The following is a 20,385-nucleotide window of genomic DNA, read 5'->3' as shown; positions in this document are numbered from 1 at the left end:
AAAGCGATTCGTCCAGTTCAGCTCCCCGCGCCCACCCCGCCGCGCAGCACGTGCGCGGATTCCGGATACCGGCCGGTGAGCCGTCGTTCGCCGCTCGCGCCACCTGCGCAAACCGGCGACCCCGGCTAAATATCTCAAAAACGGGGCACGGACGAACCGGCGATTTCATCATAGTAGTATGAAATTCGCCAAGAAATTGCGCGGACTACCGTCCTTTTTCGAATAATCCTTCCTGTCGTTCAATCGGACGCCTAGTCGGCGCCCGCGATGCCGGCTACCGGCTCGGCGAAATCGTCGGCCGTCACCCGGTGCGACAGCGGTTCCGGCGGCGCCGGTTGCGCGAGCATCCGCTGCAACTGGCCGCGCACGCGTTCCCACGCGCTGGCCGCGTAGTCGGGCTGGCCCGCCGCCCACGCCTGCGCCAGATCGAACACGCGTTCGATCGTCGCACCGCAGTAGGTCGGGCCCGAGCCGTCGTCCTGCGCGGCATCGCGCAGCCGTTCGTCGAGCCACTCGGCCAGCCACGGCATCTCGGCCGCGGCCGAATCCGCGTAGGCCTCCAGCGCGGCACGCGCGTGGCGATCCTGCTGCGGATCGAGCTCGATACGGCTCAGCTCCGACGCGCGCACAGGCGCGATGCATCCCGCTTCGGATGGACTTCGAATGGTCCCTGGTCTGAAGGACATGTCCTCTCCCCGTTTGTACGACGGTAGCGTCAGGCATGGCCCCCGTGCCCGCCCTGTGACGTACCGTGGCCGGTGCCTCCGCTGCGAGCGGATGACCGGCCGCGTCAGTATACGCAGCAGGCAACAAAACGAGGTTTAAGAATTGTCAGAGGCGCGGCCGGCCGGTGCCGGGCGCGGCGGACACGTGATGCGGGCCGTCAGCGGCGGCGCATCAGGAACACGAAGGTCTTGTCCTGCGTCGTCGATTCGACGATCTCGTTGCCCGTCTGCTTCGCGAACGCGGCGAAATCGCGCTGCGAGCCCGGATCGGTCGCGAGCACCTTGAGGATCTGCCCGCTTTCCATATCGGCAAGCGCTTTCTTGGCACGCAGGATCGGCAACGGGCAATTAAGCCCGCGCGCGTCCACTTCCTTGTGAATCTGCATCGGCTGTCGACCTTCGAATGACGCGCCACACGCGGCGCGGGAGGAAGCAGCGATTTTACCGCAGCGCCGCGTCGGCCGCCCGGGCGGCCCGCGGCCCGGCGCCCGCGGGCACCGCCGTCACGTGCCGGAAAAGCCGCCCGCGAGCCGTTCGCGCAGGTGCCGCACGAGCGCGCGCACCGCGCTCGGCACGACCGGGCTGTACGGGCGGATCGCAAAGATGTGGTCGCCGAACGCGCCCGACGGCCGCCAGCCGTCGAGCAGCGCGACGAGCCGGCCGGCGTCGAGATCGCGCCGCGCGCTGAAATCCGGCAGCAGCGCGATGCCGAGCCCGCCGAGCGCGGCCTCACGCATCGCCTCGCTGTTGTTCGCCGCGAAACTGCCGCGCACCGGCACGCTCACGCGCTGGCGCCGCCGGCCATCCGGCTCGAAGCTCCATGCGGCCGGCTCGTTGTCGCGCAGGTAGCACAGGCAGCTGTGATCGACGAGTTCGCTCGGGTGCCGCGGCGCGCCGCGCGCATCGAGGTAGTCGCGGCTCGCGACGAGCAGCGAGCGCGTGTCGCACAGCTTCCACGCGACGTGGGTCTGCGGCGCGGTGGTGGTATGGCGGATCGCGAGGTCGAAACCCTCCTGCGTCAGCGAATGCAGCCGGTCCGACAGGTCGAGCTCGATGTGCACGCCGGGATGCTGCCGCAGGAAATCGGGCAGATGCGGCACGACCTGCTGGCGGCCGAGCGCGACCGGCGCCGTCACGCGCAGCAGGCCGCGCGGCTCGCCGGCCAGATCCTTCACGCGCGCGAAATGCTGCCCGATCGACTCGAACGCGTCGCGCGTGCTGTCGACGAGCGTCTGGCCCGCATCGGTGAGCCGCACGCTGCGCGTCGTGCGGCGCACGAGCGGCACGCCGGCCGCCTTTTCGAGATCGGCGATGCGCTGGCTCATCGCGGCCTTGCTGATGCCGAGCCGCTGCGCGGCGGCCGTGAAACTGCCGGCCGCGGCCAGTACCGTCAGCGAATGGATATGCGGCCAGAGCGCCTGGACATTTTGCTGATTCATCCATCGATTATTCAGAATTCTGAACAGTGAATCAAGTTGCGCGGTCTTCTCCCGTCCTGCCGGTTTCCCTAGACTAGGTTCCGTTCCCCCCTCATCCCCAGGAGACACGATGAATCCGGTTCCCGCGTACACGTCCGATGCCGACGTCGGCCACTATGTCGACGGCGCGCCCGTTGCCGGCCGCAGCGGCCGCTTCCAGGACGTCCTCAACCCGGCGCTCGGCCGCGCGGTGCGCCGCGTCGCGCTCGCCGACGACAGCGAAGTGCAGCAGGCCGTCGCCTCCGCCCACGCCGCGTTCCCGGCCTGGGCCGCGACGCCGCCGATCCGCCGCGCGCGCGTGCTGCACCGCTTCCTGCAGCTGATGAACGAGCACCAGGACACGCTCGCGGCGATCATCACGGCCGAGCACGGCAAGGTGTTCTCCGACGCGCAGGGCGAAGTCGCGCGCGGCATCGACATCATCGAATTCGCGTGCGGCGTGCCGCAGCTCCTGAAGGGCGATTTCACCGACCAGGTCAGCACCGGCATCGACAACTGGACGATGCGCCAGCCGCTCGGCGTCGTCGCGGGCATCACGCCGTTCAACTTCCCGTGCATGGTGCCGTGCTGGATGTTCCCGGTCGCGATCGCGACGGGCAACACGTTCGTGCTGAAGCCGAGCGAGCGCGACCCGTCGGCGGCATTGTTCATCGCCGACCTGCTCACGCAGGCCGGGCTGCCGGCCGGCGTGTTCAACGTCGTGCAGGGTGACAAGGGCGCGGTCGACGCGCTGCTCGACCACCCGGACGTGCAGGCCGTGAGCTTCGTCGGCTCGACGCCGATCGCGGCCTACGTGCAGCAACGCGCGGTGCAGTCCGGCAAGCGCGTGCAGGCGCTCGGCGGCGCGAAGAACCACCTCGTCGTGATGCCCGATGCGAACATCGAGCAGGCCGTCGACGCGCTGATCGGCGCCGCGTACGGCTCGGCCGGCGAGCGCTGCATGGCGATCAGCGTCGCGGTGCTGGTCGGCGACGTCGCGGACAAGATCGTGCCGGCGGTGGCCGAGCGCGCGCGCAAGCTGGTGATCGGCGACGGCATGCAGCCGGAAGTCGAGATGGGCCCGATCGTCACCGGCGAAGCGCTGAAGCGCATCGAAGCTTATATCGAGCAAGGCGTGAGCGAAGGCGCGCAACTGGTGGTCGACGGCCGCGGGCTGCGCGTGCCGGGCCGCGAGGCAGGCTTCTTCACCGGCGGCACGCTGTTCGACCACGTGACGCCCGACATGCGGATCTACAAGGAAGAAATCTTCGGGCCCGTGCTCGGCTGCGTACGCGTGAAGGATTTCGGCGAAGCGGTCGACCTGATCAACGCGCACGAGTTCGGCAACGGTGTGTCGTGCTTCACGAGCGACGGCGGCATCGCGCGTGAATTCGCGCGGCGCATCCAGGTCGGGATGGTCGGCATCAACGTGCCGATTCCGGTGCCGATGGCATGGCACGGCTTCGGCGGCTGGAAGAAGAGCCTGTTCGGCGACATGCACGCGTACGGCGAGGAAGGCGTGCGCTTCTACACGCGCCAGAAGTCGGTGATGCAGCGCTGGTCGTCGAGCATCGGCAAGGGCGCCGAATTCGCGATGCCGACCGCGAAGTAAGCCACGCGGTGCGCCGCCCGTCGATCGATTGCGCGGGCGGTGTGCCGGCAGAACCCGTAACCCGTCAGCCGGCCTTGGTGCCGTGCGCGCCGTCGGCGGTCGGCAGGTACGACAGTTCGAGCCGGTACGCGAGCGCGACGAACAGGCTCTGCGCGAGGCCCATCGTGGCCGTCAGCGCGCGGAAACCGAACGTCTCGCTGTCCTGCACCATCAGCGTCACCTCGGCCTCCCGCGCGAGCGGGCTCATCCGGCTGTCGGTGATCGCGATCAGGCGCGCGCCGCGCTGCGCGGCCTGCTGCGCGACCTGCACGGTCTCGTCCGCATACGGCATGAACGAGATGACGATCATCACATCGCCCTTGCGCACCGACCGGATCTGCCCGAGATGCATGCTGCCGAGCGCGCTGAACAGCCCGATGCGCTTGTCGGTGTGCTGCAGCGCATAGTCGAGATACACGGCGATCGGAAACGCGCGCCGCGAGCCCGCGATCCAGATGGCCTGCGTGTCGGCGAGCAGGTCGACGGCCTGCGCGAGCGCCTGCGGATCGAGCGTCTGCCGCAACTGCTGCATCCCGGCAATGCTGCCCTTGATGAATTCGTCGGCGATCTGCTCGGGCTGCAGGCTCGACGAACCCGATTCGATCACGTCGCGCAGCCGCAGGTTGTATGCGCGCCCCGGCGCGATCTGCTGCGCGAGCCCTTCGCGGAACACCCGCTGCATCTCGGAGAAGCCGGAGAAGCCGAAGTGCTTCGCGAAGCGCACGACCGCCGACGGCTGGACGCCGCACGCCTCCGCGAGCGACTGGATGCCTTCCAGCCCAAGCTGGTCCCGATGGGTTTCCACGTGGCGCGCAATGACCTTCAGGCGATTGCTGAGGCCGTCGTATTCCTGCGTCAGATGCTGCAGGAACTGCTCGACGGTGGCGGGAGGTTTCTCGGATGAACTCATCGGATAGCGCGAAGTTGACGGCCCCGATGCGCGCGCGGCACTGACGGACGCGGCCCGGGACTCACCTGGATACATGCATGAAGGGCGAATTTAATCACGTTTGCGGCACGGCCCGCGCCGCGCGGTTCGCTCCCACGCGCTCGATCATCACTTGCACACGCTCCACGGCAGGACTGGAAGCGATTGTCCAACGCTCTCGCGGCGTCGTAAAGATTAGGGTGTCTACCGAGTGCCCATCAAGGCCGGCTGCCGGTGCGAAGCGGTACGCAGCGCCGCAACCGGCCCGTCGGGTTCGACTCAGCGATAGTCGACCCACACGCTGCCCGCGTCGGCGGAACGCACGCAGTTCTCGACCCATCGAACGCCCTCGACGCCCGCGTGGACGTCCGGAAAGCGGATCATCTTCAACGCCGCGGCGTCGCCGCGATCGGCCGCATCCATCGCGAGCGCGAAACGCTGGTATAGGTTCGACCAGGCCTCGAACAGCCCTTCCGGATGCCCGGCGCCGATGCGATCCTCGCGCAATGCGTGCGGATGCAGATAACCCATCCCGCGATCGAGCACTTGCGCGGGCTGCCCCTGCACTTCGTAGCGCAACTGGTTCGGATGCTCGTCCCACCATTCGACGCTCGCCTTCGAGCCGATCACCCTCACCTTCTGGCTGTGCATCGAGCCCGCGTTCACCGCGCTCGACCACACGTAGCCGATAGCGCCCGACTCGTATTCCATGATCGTGAACGCGTTGTCCTCGAGCGGCGCGCGGCTCTTCACGAAGCTCTGCCGCGAACACATCAGCCGCCGGATCTTCAGCTCGGGCGCCATCACCTCGGAGATGTACAGCGGATGCGTGCCGATATCGCCGAGCACGTAGCTCGGGCCCGCGAACTTCGGATCGACGCGCCAGCGCGCGGCCGCGCTCGCGGCCTCGACACCCTCGCTGTGGAACCCGTGCGCGAACTGCATCTGCACGATGCGGATCTCGCCGAGATCGCCGCGCGCGATCATCTCGCGCGCCTGTTCGATCATCTGGTGCCCCGAGTAGCCGTACGCGACGCCGACGATCCGGTTCTTCTCGACCGACAGGCGCTGCAGCGTCTCGGCCTCCTCGGTCGTGAAGCACAGCGGCTTCTCGCAGACCACGTGCAGCCCCGCGTTCAGCGCGGCGCGGCAGATCTCGAAGTGCGTGTTGTTCGGCGTCGCGATCGACACCGCGCGGATGCCGTCCGGGCGGCGCGCCTCGGCCTCGAACATCGTCGCGTAGTCGGGATAACAACGGTCCGCCGCGACGCCGAGCTTCACGCCGAACTGGCGGCCGCGCTCGGGATCGATGTCGAACGCGCCGGCAACCAGCTGGAAGCTACCGTCGCGCAACGCGGCCGACCGGTGGCTGTAGCCGATCTGGCTGCCGAGCCCGCCGCCGACCATGCCCCAGCGAATCGAATGTCCAAGCAGAATCTGTCCGTCAATCATGATGGTGGTGGTCCTGGTCCGTGTTCAGGGGTTCATGCGAAGCTCATGCGAAGCCGGCCGACGCGAGAAACGCGCGGCTCGCGGCAACATCGCGCAGGCTCGTGCCGGCATTGCGCGGATCGCGCTCCTGTTCGATCGTGATAGTGCCCGCGTAGCCGATGTCGTCGAGCGCGCGCCGGATCGCCCGGTAGTCGAGCACGCCGGTGCCGATCGGGCACATCACGCCGCGCGCGCACGCGGCGAAGAACGCGATGTGCTCGCCCATCACCGCGTCGTACACGGCTGCGTCGATGTCCTTGAAATGCACGTAGTCGACGCGTGCCGCATGACGGCGCAGCCACGTCTCCGGGTCCATGCCCGAGTAATGCAGGTGGCCCGTGTCGAGGCAGAGGCCGACCGTGTCGGCCGGAAGATCGGCGACGATCCGGTCGATCTCGTCCGCGAACTCGATGTAGCCGCCCGCATGCGGATGGATCACCGCGCGCACGCCGAACTCGTCGCGCGCGAGCGTCGCGATCCGCCGGATGTGGTCGACCATGCGCGCCCAGCGTTCGTCGGACAGCCGCGGCGCGCGATCGGCGTGGCCGGCCGCGTAATCGCGTTCTTCGTGCCCCCAGTCCATCACGACCAGGTACGGCGCCGCGTAGCGCTGGCCCTGTTGCGTCGGCAGCTTCGGCAGCCGCGTGATCAGCGCGCAGATCTCGCGCGTCTGGCGCAACAGATTCGGCAGGTTCTCCGGCGACACGAGATCGTCGAAGATCGTGCCGGCGGTGATGCTCAGGCGCTGCCGCTCGAGCTCGGCGCTCACGACGTCGAGCTCGAGCGGGATATAGCCGTAGGGCCCAAGCTCGATGCCCGAATAGCCGGCCTGCGCGGCCTCGGCGAGCACGTGCCGCCACGGCGGCAGGTGCGGGTTCTTCACGTCGTCGACACCCCAGCAGCACGGGGCGCAACCTATCTTCATCGTCATGTCGGTCAGTCCGGCAGGTCAGCGGCGCGCGGCTATGCTTCAGCCGCGATAGAACGCGGGGCGATCGGCCATCGCGATCGGCTCGACCGCGCCGCTGCGCTGCGCACGCACGCATGCGTCGGCGGCGACCGCCGCCGCGTAACCGTCCCATGCGGACGGACCGGTCAGCGCACCCTGCCGCACGCCGTCGATGAACGCCTGCAGCTCGACGTCGTACGACGCGATGAAGCGCTCCTTCCAGTCGGTCATGATTTCGACCGATTGCCGCGCCGCGTGCTTGAGGCCCACGGCCGGCGGATCGGGCAGCTTCGCGATGCCCTGCTCGCCGACCACCTCGCACTGGATGTCGTAGCCGTACTGGCAGTTCACGAAGATCTCGACGTCGATGCGCACGCCGCTCGCGGTTTCCAGCAGCACGATCTGCGGATCGGCGAGATGCGCGGACGCATGGCGCGTCTTCTTCGGATAGACGACCTGCGCGCTCGTGTAGTCCTCACCGAGCAGCCAGCGCAGCACGTCGAGCTCGTGGATCAGCGTGTCGGTGATCGCCATGTCGGTCGTGTAGCGCTCGCCGACCGACTGGTTGCGGTGCGCGCAATGCAGCATCAGCGGCGCGCCGATCTCGCCGCTGTCGATCACGCGCTTCAGCGCGCGATAACCTTCGTCGTAAGGCCGCATGAAGCCGACCTGCACGAGCCGTTTGCCGTGCGCGACCTCGGCTTCGACGATCCGCATGCAGCCTTCGGCCGTGACGGCGAGCGGCTTCTCGCAGAACACCGTCTTGCCATGCGCGATCGCGTCGAGCACGAACGCTTCGTGCGTCGGCCCCCACGACGTGACGAGCACGGCCTGCACGTCGGCGGCCGCGACCACGTCATGGCCGTCGGCATAGATCTCGGCATCGAGCCCGAACTTCGACACCGCATCGCGCGCCTGCTGCGGATCGATGTCGTTGACGGCCACGACGCGCGCGCCGGACAGCGTGCGGGTCAGTCTGCGGATATGGTCCTGGCCGATCGCGCCGCAGCCGATCACGCCGATTTGCAAGGTCATCTAGAGGTCTCCAGTCATTCATCAGCGGCGCGGCCCGTGCCGCACCGATCAACAATCTCTCAGCGCGCCGCGTGATCGAAATGGCGCTCGACGTAGCGCTGGATCGTGTCGCGCATGTAGCGCGACGACGCTTCCGCGCGGTCCTCCCACGCGAACACGCACGACGACATCACGCCGTCGAAGCCCGCGGCGCCGAGCGCGCGGAAGAACATGTCCCAGTCGATCTCGCCCTGGCCGATGTCGAGATGCTGGTGCACGCGGATCTGGTTCGAACCGGGCGGATTCACGATGTAGCGCAGCTGGCTGCTCTTGCGGTGGTCGAAGGTGTCGGCCACGCGCACGTGCGCGAGGATCGGCGCGGCCTGCGCGATCATCGCGGCCATGTCGTCGCCGTAGTAGAACGTGTGCGGCGCGATGTACGACAGCTTCAGCGACGGCGAGCCGAGGTTCGTGACGATGTCGATCGCCGGCTGCAGCTGTTCGATCCAGTCCTCCGGATGCGGCTCGACAGACAGCACGATGCGTTCGCGCTCGAGGATCGGCAGCAGCTCGTCCATCGACCGGAACCACGCGGCCTCGCACAGCTCCTTCGGGTTCGCACCGGGCCGCTCGCCGACCGAGCGTTCGGGCGACGCGCCGCGGCCGAACTCCGACACCATCAGCGTGCACTCCATCTCGACCGCGACCTCGATCGCCCGCTTCCAGCAGCGCACGGCCCATGACCGCTCGTCCTCGAACGGGCTCGCCCACCGGTACATCGGCTGCAGCGACGCGAGGCCGACGCCGCTCGCGCGCATCGCCTGCCGGAACGCGGCCATGCGCTCGCGCGTCGCGCGCGGCATCACCCACCAGTCGAGAAAGTCGCTGCGCGGCGACAGCTCGATCTGGTCGTAGCCGAGCTCGGCCACCGCCTGCGGCAGCCGGTCGAGCGGCAGGTGGCGAATCATGTAAGGGTCCAGCGCGATCTTCATCAGGATTCCTTGGCGATAGCGGATTCCGGTCGGACCGGCAGAGGTCAGCGACGCGACTTCTTGTTGCGGTACTGGTCGGCGATCACGGCCGCGACGATGATCGCGCCCTTGACCATCTCCTGGTAATACGCGTCGATGCGGATGAACGTGAAACCCGACGTCATCACGCCGAGGATCAGCACGCCGATCACGGTGCCCGTCACGCGGCCGAGGCCGCCCGACAGCGACGTGCCGCCGATCACGACCGCCGCGATCGCGTCGAGTTCGTACATCACGCCCATGCCCGACTGGCCCGAGATCGCACGCGCAGCCGTCACGGTGCCGGCGATCCCGCTCAGCAGGCCCGCGATCGCATAGACGAAGATCAGGTGACGCGTGACGTTGATGCCCGACACGACGGCCGCGTGACGGTTCGCGCCGATCGCGTACGTGTATTTGCCGAAGCGCGTGTAGCGCAGCACGACGTGGAAGATCGCGGCGATCACGAGGAAGATGATCACCGGGTTGGCGCCCGCGCCGATCGCCGCGAACGGGTCGGTCAGCATCGACACCGGCATCCCGTTGGTGAACCACTTCGCGAATCCGCGCGCGGCCACCATCGTGCCGAGCGTCGCGATGAACGGCGGGATGCCGGTCAGCGCGATCAGCGAGCCATTCAGCAGGCCGACCAGCAGCCCGACGCACACACCGGCCAGCACCGGCCAGATGATCGGCAGGTCGGTCAGGTGCGGAAACACCGCGCGCGGGAAGTCGGACACCTGCGCGAGACTCGCCGACACGACGGCCGCGGCGGCCACGACCGACCCCGACGACAGGTCGATCCCGCTGGTGATGATCACGAGGTTCACGCCAACCGCGATGATGCCGATCACGGCCATCTGCAGCACGATGATCTCGAGCCGCTCGGCGTTGAACAGGAAGCTCTGGCCGACGACGATCCAGCCGACGATCTCGAAGAACAGGCTGATGCCGACCAGCACCAGGAAGATGCTCAGCTCGGGCGGCCACTTCGTGTGCCGCGCCTTGATGGTCATGGTCTGCGCATCCGCGACCGGGTTCAGGTTGCCCATTTCTTTGTCTCCAATCTTGGTTCAGCTCAGCGCGACGCGAGATCCATGATGCGGACCTGGTCGGCGTCCTTGCGTTCGACGATGCCGGTCATGCGCCCTTCGTGCATCACCATGATCCGGTCGCTCATGCCCAGCACCTCCGGCATCTCCGACGAGATCATCAGCACCGCGACGCCCTTGCCGGCGAGTGCGCTGACGAGCCGGTGGATCTCCGCCTTCGCGCCGACGTCGATGCCGCGCGTCGGTTCGTCGAGGATCAGGATGCGCGGTTGCGTGAGCAGCCAGCGGCCGATCAGCACCTTCTGCTGGTTGCCGCCCGACAGGTTCTGGATTTCCTCGTGCAGCCCGGGCGTCTTCACGCGCAGCGTCCGGCTCATTTCCTCGCAGTCGCGCTTGAGCTGCGCCTGCCGCACGAAGTTGAACTTCACGTAGCGGTTGCTGAGCACCGCCGCTTCCATGTTCGCGAGCAGGTCGAGATTCAGGAAGCAGCCGGTGTCCTTGCGGTCCTCGGTCAGGAACGCCATCCCGTGCTTCATCGCCTGCGCGGGCGTCGCGATCCGCACCGGCTTGCCGTCGATCCGGATCTCGCCGGTCGTGGCCGGCACGACGCCGAACAGCGCCTCCGCGACGTTCGAGCGCCCCGAGCCGACCAGGCCCGCGACGCCGAGGATCTCGCCCGCGCGCAGCTCGAAGCTCACGTCGCGAAACACGCCTTCAACGCCGAGGTTCTTCACCGACAGCACGACCTCGCCGATCGGCACCTCCTCCTTCGGGAACATCTGCGTGATCTCGCGGCCGACCATCATGCGGATGATGTCGTCGCGCGTGACGTCGGTCGATGCATGCGTGCCGATGTACTTGCCGTCGCGGAACACCGAGAACTCGTCGGCGATCTCGAACAGCTCGTTCATCTTGTGCGTGATGTAGACGATGCCCTTGCCCTGCTCGCGCAGCTGGCGAATGATCCGGAACAGGTGCGTGACTTCCTTGTCGGTCAGCGCCGACGTCGGCTCGTCCATGATCAGCACGTCCGAGTCGAACGACACGGCCTTCGCGATCTCGACCATCTGGCGGCTTGCAACCGTCAGCGTGCGCACGTCGGTTTCCGGATCGATGTCGATCGACAGCCGCTCGAACAGCGCGGCCGTGCGGCGGCGCAACTCCGCGTGATCGATCAGGCCGAAGCGGTTCTTCGGTTCGCGGCGGATCCAGATATTCTCCGCGACCGTCATGTACGGCATCAGGTTGAGTTCCTGATGGATCATCGCGATGCCGCGATTGAGCGCATCGAGCGGGCCGTTCAGCACGACGGGTTCGCCGTTGATCAGGATTTCGCCCTGGTCGGGCGTGTAGACGCCCGCGATGATCTTCATCAGCGTCGACTTGCCCGCGCCGTTCTCACCCATCAACGCATGGACGGTGCCGCGGCGCACGCGGAACTGCACGCCGTCGAGCGCAATGACGCCCGGAAAGGACTTGCCGACGCCACGCACCTCGAGCACGCAGTCGGCGGTGGAAGAAGCCGGTGAACCGGACGATCCGGACGCGCCGGGCGATCCTCCGGACGAAGAGGCCGGCGCGTCGCCGCCGGCCATCGGGCGCGCGATCCTGGCTGTAAACATGGACGTTCCTCGACAAGTCGCACGCGAACCCGGCATGCCGGGCCCGCGCAGTTCAACGGAAAAGCCGGTCAGTGCTTCGCGTACTGGTTCATGTTCTCGGGCGTCACGAGCTCGAACGGCACGTTCACGTAGCGATCGACGTTCTGCTTCTTCGCGAGCTTGAGCGCCGTGGCAACCGCCTGCGCGCCCTGCCCGGCCGCGTTCTGGTACACGGACACCTTCAGCTCGCCGCTCTTCATCGAAGCAAGGCCGTCCGGCGTCGCATCGATGCCGGCGACGACGGTCTTCGGCGTCAATTTGCGCGCGGCCTTCAGCGCGTTGATCGCGCCGATCGCCATTTCGTCGTTGTTCGACACGATCGCGTCGAACTTCGTCCCGGAGCTCAGCCAGTTCATCGTGATGTCCTGGCCCTGCGTGCGGCTCCACTTGCCTTCGCGCTTGTCGACGATCTTCATGCCCGAGCATTCCTTCGTCGCAATCACGTCCTCGATGTCCTTGGTGCGGGCGCGCGCCGATTCGTTGGACAGCTCGCCCATCAGCACCAGGATGTCGCCCTTGCCGCCGAGCAGCTTGCACACCTGGCGCGCCTGCAGCGTGCCCGACTGCTTCTCGTCGGACGCGACGACCGCGACGCCGGCCGGCAGCTTGTCGAAATCGACCGGCTTGCGGTTCACGTAGACGAGCGGGATCTTCGCCGCCGTCACCATCTTCGTGATCTTCGGCGTCGCGTCGGTGTCGACCGCGTTCACGATGATCGCGTCGACCTTCTGCGCGATCATGTTCTGGACCTGGCTCAACTGCTTGCCGACGTCATTGCCGCCATCCTCGATCTGCACCGTCGCGCCGTCCTTCTTCGCCGCGTCGGTGATGCTGTTGCGCAGGATCGTCAGGAACGTGTCGTCGAACGACGCCATCGTCACGCCGATCTTCTCGGCGTGCGCGAGCGGCGCAGCCAGGATCGCGGCGGCCGCGACGGCCATCAGCTTGGTCTTCATGATCACTCTGTCTCCTCATCTCCGGGGGGCGGAAGACGGCACGTTGCGCGCCGCCGGGCCGAGTCCGATACGGACTGAAGCATCCGGATGAAACTGTAGATCACTTCCTCGAAATTTTGGAAATTTATTTCTACGTGATTTCACCTAGGGAACTGGATTTCCAAAAAGTCTAGACTGCGTCCGTAGCCCGATTCCTTGCGGCAGGCAGCCTCGCGTCGTGCAGCGCACGATGCGGACCGCCACCGGCGGATCGGTCCCCTAATCTGCCGGCAGCGCCGAACGCCGGCCGCGAGCGTGACACGTGATATGAGCCTGCTGAACTTTCCGAGTGACCGCCCCATCGATCTCGCCTGCCTCGGCCGCGTGGCCGTGGATCTCTATGCGCAGCAGTACGGCAGCCGCCTGGAGGACGCGCGCAGCTTCCAGATGTATCTCGGCGGCTCGTCGGGCAACGTCGCGTTCGGCGTGGCCCGGCTCGGGCTGAAGACCGCGATGATCTCGCGCGTCGGCGACGAGCAGATGGGCCGCTTCCTGCGCGAGACGCTCGAGCGCGAAGGCTGCGACACGAGCCAGCTGCAGACCGACCGCGAGCGCCTGACCGCGCTGGTGCTGCTCGGGCTGAAGGATCGCGACACGTTCCCGCTGCTGTTCGTGCGCGAGAACTGCGCGGACATGGCCGTGCGCGCCGACGAGATCCGCGAGGACTTCATCGCCGGCTGCCGCGCGCTCGCGATCACCGGCACGCATCTGTCGACGCCGGCCACGCGCGAGGCGTCGCTGACCGCGCTCGGTTACGCGCGCCGCCACGGCGTCGTGCGGATCCTCGACATCGACTACCGGCCGGTGCTGTGGGGGCTGACCGCGCGCGGCGCGGGCGAGAACCGCTACGTGCCGGACGCGCAGGTGACGCGGCAGTTGCAGCAGGTGCTCGGCGAATTCGACCTGCTGGTCGGCACCGAGGAGGAATTCCTGATCGCGGGCGGCGTGCCGCACGACCTGATCGGTTCGTTGCAGGCGGTGCGCGGGATCACGAACGCCGCGCTGGTCGTCAAGCGCGGCGCGCTCGGCTGCTGCGTGATCGAGGGCGACATCCCCGCGCGCATCGACGACGCGCCGACGTTTCTCGGCGAACGCGTCGAGGTGCTCAACGTGCTCGGCGCGGGCGACGCGTTCCTGTCGGGCCTGCTGTCGGGACTGCTGCGCGGCCGCGACTGGGCCGAGTCGACGCGCATCGCGAACGCGTGCGGCGCGATCGTCGTGTCGCGCCATGCGTGCTCGGCCGCGATGCCGACGCCCGCCGAACTCGCGCACTGGTTCGACGGCAACCGCAATCCGGTGGTCGACGCCGACCGCACGCTCGCGCACCTGCATCGCGTCACGGTGCCGCGCCGCGAATGGGACGACCTGTGCGTGATGGCGTTCGACCATCGCAGCCAGTTCTACGAACTCGCGGTGCAGGCCGGCGCGGACGAAGCGCGGATCAAGACGCTGAAACGCCTGCTCGTGCGCGCGGTCGAGCAGGTCGAGCGCGATCGTCATATCGAAGGCCACGTCGGCGTGCTGATCGACGGCGGCGGCTACGGCAGCGACGCGCTTGCGTCGGCCACCGGTCGCGGCTGGTGGGTCGGCCGCCCGGTCGAGCTGCCGGGCTCGCGGCCGCTGCGTTTCGACGACACGCGCTCGGTCGGCTCGTCGCTCACGCACTGGCCGACCGAACAGGTCGTGAAGTGCCTCGTTCACTATCACCCCGACGACCAGGTCGACCTGCGCGTCGAACAGGAGCAGCGCGTGCTGGAACTGTGGGAAGCCACGCGTGCCAGCGGCAACGAACTGCTGCTGGAAATGATCCCGCCGCGCGCGGTCACACCGGCCGGCACCGAGGACGACGCGGTGCTGCGCACGATCGCGCGCTTCTACAACCTCGGCGTGATGCCCGAATGGTGGAAGCTCACGCCGCTGAGCGCCGACGGCTGGACGCGACTGGCTGCGCTGATCGCCGAGCGCGACCCGCATTGCCGCGGCGCGGTGATCCTCGGGCTGAACCAGCCGCTGCAATATCTCGTCGACAGCTTCCGCTCGGCGACCAACCCGATCGTCAAGGGCTTCATGGTCGGGCGCACGCTGTGGGCCGATGCGTCGCTGAACTGGTTCGCCGGCCGGATCGACGACCAGGCGCTGGTCGACGAAGTCGCCGGCAACTTCGCGCAGCTCGTGGACGCATGGCTCGGCCGCCGTGCCGCGGCCGCCCGCGCCGCCGCGGCCTGACACGACGCCCGTGATGATCCACCCGAATCCTCCTCACCGACCGACATGACCTCTACCGTGAGACTGACCGTCAGCCAGGCGCTCGTGCGCTACCTGGCCGCCCTGCGCGCCGAAGTCGTCCAGCCCGACGGCCGCACCGAGATCCTGCCGTACTGCGGCGGCGTGTTCGCGATCTTCGGCCACGGCAACGTGGCCGGGCTCGGCGAAGCGCTGCACGCCGAGCGGGACCGGCTGCCGACGTTCCGCGCGCACAACGAACAAGGGATGGCGAACGCGGCCGTCGCATTCGCGAAAGCGAATTTCCGCCAGCGGATGATGGCCGCGACGTCGAGCATCGGCCCCGGTGCGACCAACATGCTGACGTCGGCCGCGCTCGCGCACGTCGGCCGCCTGCCGCTGCTGCTGCTGCCCGGCGACGCGTTCGTGTCGCGGCTGCCCGACCCGGTGCTGCAGCAGGTCGAGGATTTCGAACAGGGCGACGTCAGCGCGAACGACTGCTTCCGCCCCGTCACGCGCTACTTCGACCGGATCACGTCGCCCGAGCAGTTGCTCGTCGCGCTGCCGCGCGCGATCCAGGTGATGACCGACCCCGCGCAGTGCGGCCCCGTGTGTCTCGCGCTGCCGCAGGACGTGCAGACCTTCGCGTACGACTGGCCCGAGGATTTCTTCGCGCCGCCGGTGATCCGGATGCGCCGGCCGCCGGCCGACGCGCTCGAACTCGCCGATGCGCTCGACGTGCTGAAGGCCGCGAAGAAACCGCTGATCGTCGCCGGCGGCGGCGTGCTGTACAGCCAGGCGTGGGACGCGCTGCGCGCGTTTGCCGACACGCACGGCGTGCCGGTCGCCGAATCGCAGGCCGGCAAGGGCAGCCTCGCGTGGGACCATCCGCTGAACCTCGGGTCGATCGGCGTGACGGGCTCGCCCGCCGCGAACCGCGCGGCCGCGCAGGCCGACGTCGTGTTCGCGGTCGGCACGCGGCTGCAGGACTTCACCACCGGCTCGCACGCGCTCTATGGCGACGCGACGCTGCTGAGCCTGAACGTGCAGCCGTTCGACGCGGGCAAGAAGCGCGGCCGGCAACTGGTTGCCGATGCGCGCACCGGCCTCGGCCAGTTGTCGGCCGCACTGGCCGGCTGGCGCGCCGATCCGGCATGGACGGCCGCCAACCGCGATCAGGCCGCCGCATGGAACGCGCGCGTCACCGAGCTGACGACGCGCGTGCCGCAGGACACGCTGCCGTACGACGCGGAAGTGATCGGCGCGGTGCGCGATTCCGCGGCCGACGCGGGGTGCGACAGCGCACGTGACGATCTCGTCGTGTGCGCGGCCGGCACGCTGCCCGCCGAGCTGCACAAGCTGTGGCGCAGCGGCGTGCCCGGCAACTACCACATGGACTATGCGTACTCGTGCATGGGCTACGAGGTCGCGGGCGGTCTCGGCGCGAAACTCGCGCGGCCCGAGCGCGAAGTGATCGTGATCGTCGGCGACGGCTCGTACATGATGCTCAACGCGGAACTCGCCACCTCCGTGATGCTCGGCCGCAAGCTCATCGTCGTGATCCTCGACAACCGCGGTTACGGCTGCATCGAGCGGCTGCAGCTGAATTGCGGCGGCGCGAGCTTCAACAACATGCTCGACGACTGCGTGCCGGAAGGCGGCGAACGTTCGACGATCGACTTCGCGATGCATGCGCGCGCGATGGGCGCCGAAGCCGTGCACGTGCGCGACATCGGCGAGCTGCGCAGCGAAATGAAGCGTGCACGCGCGGCAACGACAAGCCAGGTGCTCGTGATCGACACCACGCACACGCGCACGACCGACGACGGCGGCGCGTGGTGGGAAGTCGCGGTACCGCAGGTGTCCGCACGCGCCGGCGTCGAGCAGGCGCACCGCGCGTACATCGACGCGAAGATCCGGCAGCGGCGCTGATGCCGCGCCACCCCCGAACCCGCATCGCGAACCCAACATTCGAACCAAGGAAGCACGTCATGAGCTGGAACGTCCGCATCGGTATCAATCCCCTGTCGTGGATGAACGACGACCTGCCGTCGCTCGGCGGCGAGACGCCGCTCGAAACGGCGCTGAAGGAAGGCGCCGAGATCGGCTACGCGGGCTTCGAGCTCGGCAACAAGTTTCCGAAGACGGGCCCCGAGCTGAAGGCGAAGCTCGCCGAGTTCGGGCTCGTGTGCGTGTCGGGCTGGTATTCGGGCTTTCTCGCGGAAGTCGAACCGGGCATGAGCGACGCCGATGCGGTCGCGGCGGAAATCGAACGCTGCCGCGCGCACCTGACGAAGCTGCAGTACAACGACGTGAAGGTCGTCGTCTACGGCGAATGCGCGGGCACGATCCAGGGGAACATCGACACGCCGGTCGCGAAACGGCCGCGCTTCGTCGACGATGCCGCGTGGCAGCGCTACGCGGCGCGCCTCGACGCGTTCGGTGCGCACCTGCTCGACACGTACGGGATCAAGCTCGCCTACCATCACCACATGGGCGCGTACGTCGAGTCGCCCGACGACGTCGACCGGCTGATGGCGCTGACCGATCCGGCGAAGGTATTCCTGCTGTTCGACACGGGCCACGCGTATTTCGGCGGCGCGGCCGACCCGGTGACGCTGCTGAAGAAGCACGTGTCGCGCGTGGTGCACGTGCATTGCAAGGACGTGCGGGCGCAGGTCGTCACGCAGGCGCGCAACGACGGCTGGAGTTTCCTGAACGGCGTGATCAACGGCACCTTCACGGTGCCGGGCGACGGCGCGCTCGACTACGACGCGACGCTGCGCACGCTGAAGGACGCCGGTTACGAAGGCTGGCTCGTCGTCGAAGCCGAGCAGGATCCGGCCGTCGCGCCGAGCTATGCGTATGCGAAGAAGGGTTACGAGTCGCTGCGCGCGATCGTCGACCGGTTGAGCGCGTAAAGCGCTGGCGCCCCCGGACCCTTGAGCCCCACCCTGTTGCGGAGCCCCACCCCATGACGATTTCTCCCCTGCTGGTCAAGGCCTCTTCCGACCGCGAAATCTGCAACGTCACGCCCGAGTCGGCCGGCTGGAAGCACGTCGGTTTTCGCGCGCTGCGCCTGAAGGCGGGCGACACCGAAACGCTCGACACCGGCACGCGCGAGCTGTGCGTCGTCGTGCTCACGGGTACGGTGCGCGCGAGCGTCGACGGCGAAACCTACGATGCGCTCGGCAAGCGCGACAGCGTATTCGAGGACGTCTCGCCGGACGCGCTGTACGTGCCCGGCGGCAAGACCGTCACGCTGGTCGCGACGCGCGACGCGGAAATCGCGCTGTGCACCGCGCCGTACGCGAGCGGCGACAAGCCGGTGCGGCGCCTCGACGGCGAGCGGATGCGCCGCTCGGTGCGCGGGCAAGGCACCAACACGCGCTACGTGTGCGACATCCTGATGGGCGACAACCCGGCGGCCGACCGGCTGCTCGTGGTCGAAGTCGTAACACCGGCCAGCCATTCGAGCAGCTATCCGCCGCACAAGCACGACCGCGACGCGGCGCCCGACGAAACCTCGCTCGAGGAAACCTATTACCACCGGATCGATCCGCCGCAGGGTTTCGCGTTCCAGCGCGTGTACACGGACGACCGCAGCCTCGACGAAGCATGCGCGGTCGAGAACCACGACGTCGTGATGGTGCCGCGCGGCTACCACCCGGTCGTCGCGCCGCACGGCTACAACCTGTACTACCTGAACGTGATGGCCGGGCCGAGCCGCGCGTGGGCGTTCAAGAACGATCCCGCGCACGAGTGGATGCTCGACGCCCCGAAGCGCTGAACGAAAGACGGGCCCGCGCGCGGCCCGTGACGACGCGACGCCCGGCACGCGCACACAGAGCCGGCGACGACACGGAGCCGCCATGGTCACGACCCTCTTTCGCCTCGAACCCCATCCTTTCGACGATGACGCGTCGAATCCGGCGCTGCCGCGCTTCAATGCCGCCGTCGCCCGCCGGATGGGTGAAATCGCGGTCAACCTCGCCACGCGGCGCGGGCTGCCGATCGCGGTGAGCATCGTCGGCGAGCAGTCGCCGCTCTTCTACTGCGCGCTCGACGGCAGCCACGCGGACGACAGCGACGCGATCCGCCGGCGGCAGAACACGGTGTTGCGTTTCGGATTGAGTTCGCTCGCGGTCGGCGAGCGCTTTCGCCGCGCCGGCTGGTCGCTGCAGTCGCAGGGATTATCGGAAGACGACTATGCGCTCGACGGCGGCGGCGTGCCGTTGCGGATCGCCGGGGCCGGCATCGTCGGCGCGATGACGATCGCAGGGCTCGACTCCGAGGACAATCACGCGCTCGTCGTCGAAAGTCTGCAGTGGCACGTCGGCGGGTATGCGCTGGCGATGCTCGCGTAGCAGTGCAATCGGCGCGACCGACGCATGCGCGCCGATCCGCCGTCCCGCAGGATCAGTTCAACCCGCCGCTCACGACGAGGTGCTCGCCGGTCATCCAGCGCGCATCGTCCGACGCGAGGAACACCGCGACCGACGCGATGTCGTCCGGCTCGCCGAGGCGGCCGAGCGGCGTCTCGCTGCGCACCTGCCTGTCGAGATCGGAACCGATGATGCCCGCGCTCTGCGCGCCCTCGGTCACGATCATGCCCGGGTTGATCGCGTTCACGCGGATCTTGCGCGAGCCGAGTTCGAGCGAGAGCACGCCGGTGATCGCGTCGACCGCACCCTTGGTGCCGCTGTACACCGCGCTGGCGGGCGGCGTGATGCTGGTCACCACCGAGCTGATGTTGATGATGCTCGCGCCTTCGCCGAGATGCTTGACGGCTGCCTGCGTCACGAGCAGCACGCCGAACACGTTGATATCGAACTGCCGGCGGTAGTGTTCTTCGGTGATCGCTTCGATCGGCGCGAATTCGTACACGCCGGAATTGTTGACGAGCACGTCGAGACGACCGTACGTGTCGATCGCTGTATCGACGATGCGTTGCGCGTCGGCTGCCTTCGACACGTCGCCGCCGACCGCGACCGCCCGGCCGCCCGCTTCGACGATCGCGCTCACGACCGCGTCGGCGCCCGCCTTGCTGCTCGCATAGTTGACGACGACCGATGCGCCTTCCGCGGCCAGCGCCCTGGCGATCGCTGCGCCGATGCCCTTCGATCCGCCCGTGACGATCGCTACCTTGCCTGCCAGCTTGCTCATGATTTCATTCCTCAGTCAGAAGACGCTCGATGGAAAACGCCGGTTACCGCGCTGACGCGGCGC

At 68.0% G+C, this 20,385-nt stretch carries 18 protein-coding genes; 6 read left to right on the top strand and 12 right to left on the bottom strand.

Annotated elements, in window-relative coordinates:
- Positions 1–251 precede the first annotated feature (251 nt).
- From ACTRWB_RS36580 to ACTRWB_RS36570, 3 genes are all read right to left on the bottom strand, one after another.
- Positions 252–686, bottom strand: coding sequence for a hypothetical protein (locus tag ACTRWB_RS36580; RefSeq protein WP_048244121.1), 435 nt, complete (start codon positions 684–686; stop codon positions 252–254).
- A gap of 197 nt (positions 687–883) precedes the next feature.
- Positions 884–1,111, bottom strand: a complete 228-nt coding sequence (locus ACTRWB_RS36575; protein ID WP_006402122.1) for a sulfurtransferase TusA family protein — start codon at positions 1,109–1,111, stop codon at positions 884–886.
- A gap of 117 nt (positions 1,112–1,228) precedes the next feature.
- Complete coding sequence (locus tag ACTRWB_RS36570; protein ID WP_034183381.1) at positions 1,229–2,164, bottom strand: LysR family transcriptional regulator; 936 nt, start codon at positions 2,162–2,164, stop codon at positions 1,229–1,231.
- A gap of 109 nt (positions 2,165–2,273) precedes the next feature.
- Here ACTRWB_RS36570 and ACTRWB_RS36565 point away from each other — a divergent pair, with 109 nt between their 5' ends.
- The gene (locus ACTRWB_RS36565; protein WP_129514357.1) at positions 2,274–3,794 is read left to right on the top strand and encodes a CoA-acylating methylmalonate-semialdehyde dehydrogenase; all 1,521 of its coding nucleotides are present in this window, start codon (positions 2,274–2,276) and stop codon (positions 3,792–3,794) included.
- Between the two features lie 64 nt (positions 3,795–3,858).
- On the opposite strand, the gene ACTRWB_RS36560 is transcribed toward ACTRWB_RS36565, so the two are convergent.
- The 8 genes from ACTRWB_RS36560 to ACTRWB_RS36525 all read right to left on the bottom strand — a co-directional run bounded on the left by ACTRWB_RS36560 (position 3,859) and on the right by ACTRWB_RS36525 (position 12,894).
- Positions 3,859–4,743, bottom strand: a complete 885-nt coding sequence (locus ACTRWB_RS36560; RefSeq protein WP_446904779.1) for a MurR/RpiR family transcriptional regulator — start codon at positions 4,741–4,743, stop codon at positions 3,859–3,861.
- A 297-nt stretch (positions 4,744–5,040) separates the two neighbouring features.
- Positions 5,041–6,213 carry a Gfo/Idh/MocA family protein gene (locus ACTRWB_RS36555; RefSeq protein WP_446904778.1) on the bottom strand — a complete coding sequence of 391 codons (1,173 nt, stop codon included), beginning with the start codon at positions 6,211–6,213 and terminating at the stop codon, positions 5,041–5,043.
- 43 nt (positions 6,214–6,256) lie between these two features.
- Complete coding sequence (locus ACTRWB_RS36550; protein ID WP_446904777.1) at positions 6,257–7,183, bottom strand: TIM barrel protein; 927 nt, start codon at positions 7,181–7,183, stop codon at positions 6,257–6,259.
- Positions 7,184–7,222: 39 nt separating this feature from the next.
- The gene (locus ACTRWB_RS36545) at positions 7,223–8,236 is read right to left on the bottom strand and encodes a Gfo/Idh/MocA family oxidoreductase (protein ID WP_446904776.1); all 1,014 of its coding nucleotides are present in this window, start codon (positions 8,234–8,236) and stop codon (positions 7,223–7,225) included.
- A 59-nt stretch (positions 8,237–8,295) separates the two neighbouring features.
- Positions 8,296–9,207 (bottom strand): sugar phosphate isomerase/epimerase family protein, encoded by a 912-nt coding sequence (locus ACTRWB_RS36540; protein ID WP_446904775.1) that lies wholly within the window; start codon positions 9,205–9,207, stop codon positions 8,296–8,298.
- Between the two features lie 44 nt (positions 9,208–9,251).
- Positions 9,252–10,277 (bottom strand): ABC transporter permease, encoded by a 1,026-nt coding sequence (locus ACTRWB_RS36535; RefSeq protein ID WP_048244135.1) that lies wholly within the window; start codon positions 10,275–10,277, stop codon positions 9,252–9,254.
- A gap of 26 nt (positions 10,278–10,303) precedes the next feature.
- Entirely contained in the window at positions 10,304–11,899 is a 1,596-nt protein-coding gene (locus ACTRWB_RS36530) for a sugar ABC transporter ATP-binding protein (protein ID WP_419687039.1), read from the bottom strand.
- Between the two features lie 68 nt (positions 11,900–11,967).
- Positions 11,968–12,894 (bottom strand): sugar ABC transporter substrate-binding protein, encoded by a 927-nt coding sequence (locus ACTRWB_RS36525; protein ID WP_048244139.1) that lies wholly within the window; start codon positions 12,892–12,894, stop codon positions 11,968–11,970.
- Positions 12,895–13,200: 306 nt separating this feature from the next.
- Here ACTRWB_RS36525 and ACTRWB_RS36520 point away from each other — a divergent pair, with 306 nt between their 5' ends.
- The 5 genes from ACTRWB_RS36520 to ACTRWB_RS36500 all read left to right on the top strand — a co-directional run bounded on the left by ACTRWB_RS36520 (position 13,201) and on the right by ACTRWB_RS36500 (position 19,523).
- Positions 13,201–15,159: a bifunctional 5-dehydro-2-deoxygluconokinase/5-dehydro-2-deoxyphosphogluconate aldolase gene (locus ACTRWB_RS36520; RefSeq protein WP_412021996.1), complete on the top strand. Its 1,959-nt coding sequence runs from the start codon at positions 13,201–13,203 to the stop codon at positions 15,157–15,159.
- A 45-nt stretch (positions 15,160–15,204) separates the two neighbouring features.
- On the top strand, positions 15,205–17,088 hold the full coding sequence (gene iolD, locus ACTRWB_RS36515) for a 3D-(3,5/4)-trihydroxycyclohexane-1,2-dione acylhydrolase (decyclizing) (protein ID WP_446904774.1): 1,884 nt from the start codon (positions 15,205–15,207) through the stop codon (positions 17,086–17,088).
- 59 nt (positions 17,089–17,147) lie between these two features.
- Positions 17,148–18,077, top strand: coding sequence for a myo-inosose-2 dehydratase (iolE, locus tag ACTRWB_RS36510; protein ID WP_048244145.1), 930 nt, complete (start codon positions 17,148–17,150; stop codon positions 18,075–18,077).
- Between the two features lie 53 nt (positions 18,078–18,130).
- A complete protein-coding gene (gene iolB / locus ACTRWB_RS36505) occupies positions 18,131–18,946 on the top strand; it encodes a 5-deoxy-glucuronate isomerase (protein ID WP_446904773.1) in 816 nt (271 codons plus the stop codon).
- Positions 18,947–19,028: 82 nt separating this feature from the next.
- Positions 19,029–19,523, top strand: coding sequence for a heme-degrading domain-containing protein (locus ACTRWB_RS36500; RefSeq protein WP_446904772.1), 495 nt, complete (start codon positions 19,029–19,031; stop codon positions 19,521–19,523).
- 52 nt (positions 19,524–19,575) lie between these two features.
- Here the strand turns inward: ACTRWB_RS36500 and ACTRWB_RS36495 are convergent, their stop codons facing one another.
- Positions 19,576–20,322 carry a glucose 1-dehydrogenase gene (locus tag ACTRWB_RS36495; protein ID WP_446904771.1) on the bottom strand — a complete coding sequence of 249 codons (747 nt, stop codon included), beginning with the start codon at positions 20,320–20,322 and terminating at the stop codon, positions 19,576–19,578.
- Positions 20,323–20,385 lie beyond the last annotated feature (63 nt).

This window comes from Burkholderia sp. YIM B11467 (assembly GCF_052952715.1).
The sequence above is the reverse complement of the archived record's forward strand: the minus strand, read 5'-3'. Positions and strand labels throughout refer to the sequence as shown.

What these genes read in the sequence shown, in the direction of transcription:
- ACTRWB_RS36500 (WP_446904772.1), top strand. Translation starts at nt 19,029, where the DNA reads ATGGTCACGACCCTCTTTCGCCTCGAACCCCATCCTTTCGACGATGAC.
- ACTRWB_RS36550 (WP_446904777.1), bottom strand. Translation starts at nt 7,183, where the DNA reads ATGACGATGAAGATAGGTTGCGCCCCGTGCTGCTGGGGTGTCGACGAC.
- ACTRWB_RS36545 (WP_446904776.1), bottom strand. Translation starts at nt 8,236, where the DNA reads ATGACCTTGCAAATCGGCGTGATCGGCTGCGGCGCGATCGGCCAGGAC.
- ACTRWB_RS36565 (WP_129514357.1), top strand. Translation starts at nt 2,274, where the DNA reads ATGAATCCGGTTCCCGCGTACACGTCCGATGCCGACGTCGGCCACTAT.
- ACTRWB_RS36535 (WP_048244135.1), bottom strand. Translation starts at nt 10,277, where the DNA reads ATGGGCAACCTGAACCCGGTCGCGGATGCGCAGACCATGACCATCAAG.
- iolD (WP_446904774.1), top strand. Translation starts at nt 15,205, where the DNA reads ATGACCTCTACCGTGAGACTGACCGTCAGCCAGGCGCTCGTGCGCTAC.
- ACTRWB_RS36495 (WP_446904771.1), bottom strand. Translation starts at nt 20,322, where the DNA reads ATGAGCAAGCTGGCAGGCAAGGTAGCGATCGTCACGGGCGGATCGAAG.
- ACTRWB_RS36580 (WP_048244121.1), bottom strand. Translation starts at nt 686, where the DNA reads ATGTCCTTCAGACCAGGGACCATTCGAAGTCCATCCGAAGCGGGATGC.
- iolE (WP_048244145.1), top strand. Translation starts at nt 17,148, where the DNA reads ATGAGCTGGAACGTCCGCATCGGTATCAATCCCCTGTCGTGGATGAAC.
- ACTRWB_RS36555 (WP_446904778.1), bottom strand. Translation starts at nt 6,213, where the DNA reads ATGATTGACGGACAGATTCTGCTTGGACATTCGATTCGCTGGGGCATG.
- ACTRWB_RS36560 (WP_446904779.1), bottom strand. Translation starts at nt 4,743, where the DNA reads ATGAGTTCATCCGAGAAACCTCCCGCCACCGTCGAGCAGTTCCTGCAG.
- ACTRWB_RS36575 (WP_006402122.1), bottom strand. Translation starts at nt 1,111, where the DNA reads ATGCAGATTCACAAGGAAGTGGACGCGCGCGGGCTTAATTGCCCGTTG.
- ACTRWB_RS36525 (WP_048244139.1), bottom strand. Translation starts at nt 12,894, where the DNA reads ATGAAGACCAAGCTGATGGCCGTCGCGGCCGCCGCGATCCTGGCTGCG.
- ACTRWB_RS36570 (WP_034183381.1), bottom strand. Translation starts at nt 2,164, where the DNA reads ATGAATCAGCAAAATGTCCAGGCGCTCTGGCCGCATATCCATTCGCTG.
- ACTRWB_RS36520 (WP_412021996.1), top strand. Translation starts at nt 13,201, where the DNA reads ATGAGCCTGCTGAACTTTCCGAGTGACCGCCCCATCGATCTCGCCTGC.
- ACTRWB_RS36540 (WP_446904775.1), bottom strand. Translation starts at nt 9,207, where the DNA reads ATGAAGATCGCGCTGGACCCTTACATGATTCGCCACCTGCCGCTCGAC.
- iolB (WP_446904773.1), top strand. Translation starts at nt 18,131, where the DNA reads ATGACGATTTCTCCCCTGCTGGTCAAGGCCTCTTCCGACCGCGAAATC.
- ACTRWB_RS36530 (WP_419687039.1), bottom strand. Translation starts at nt 11,899, where the DNA reads ATGTTTACAGCCAGGATCGCGCGCCCGATGGCCGGCGGCGACGCGCCG.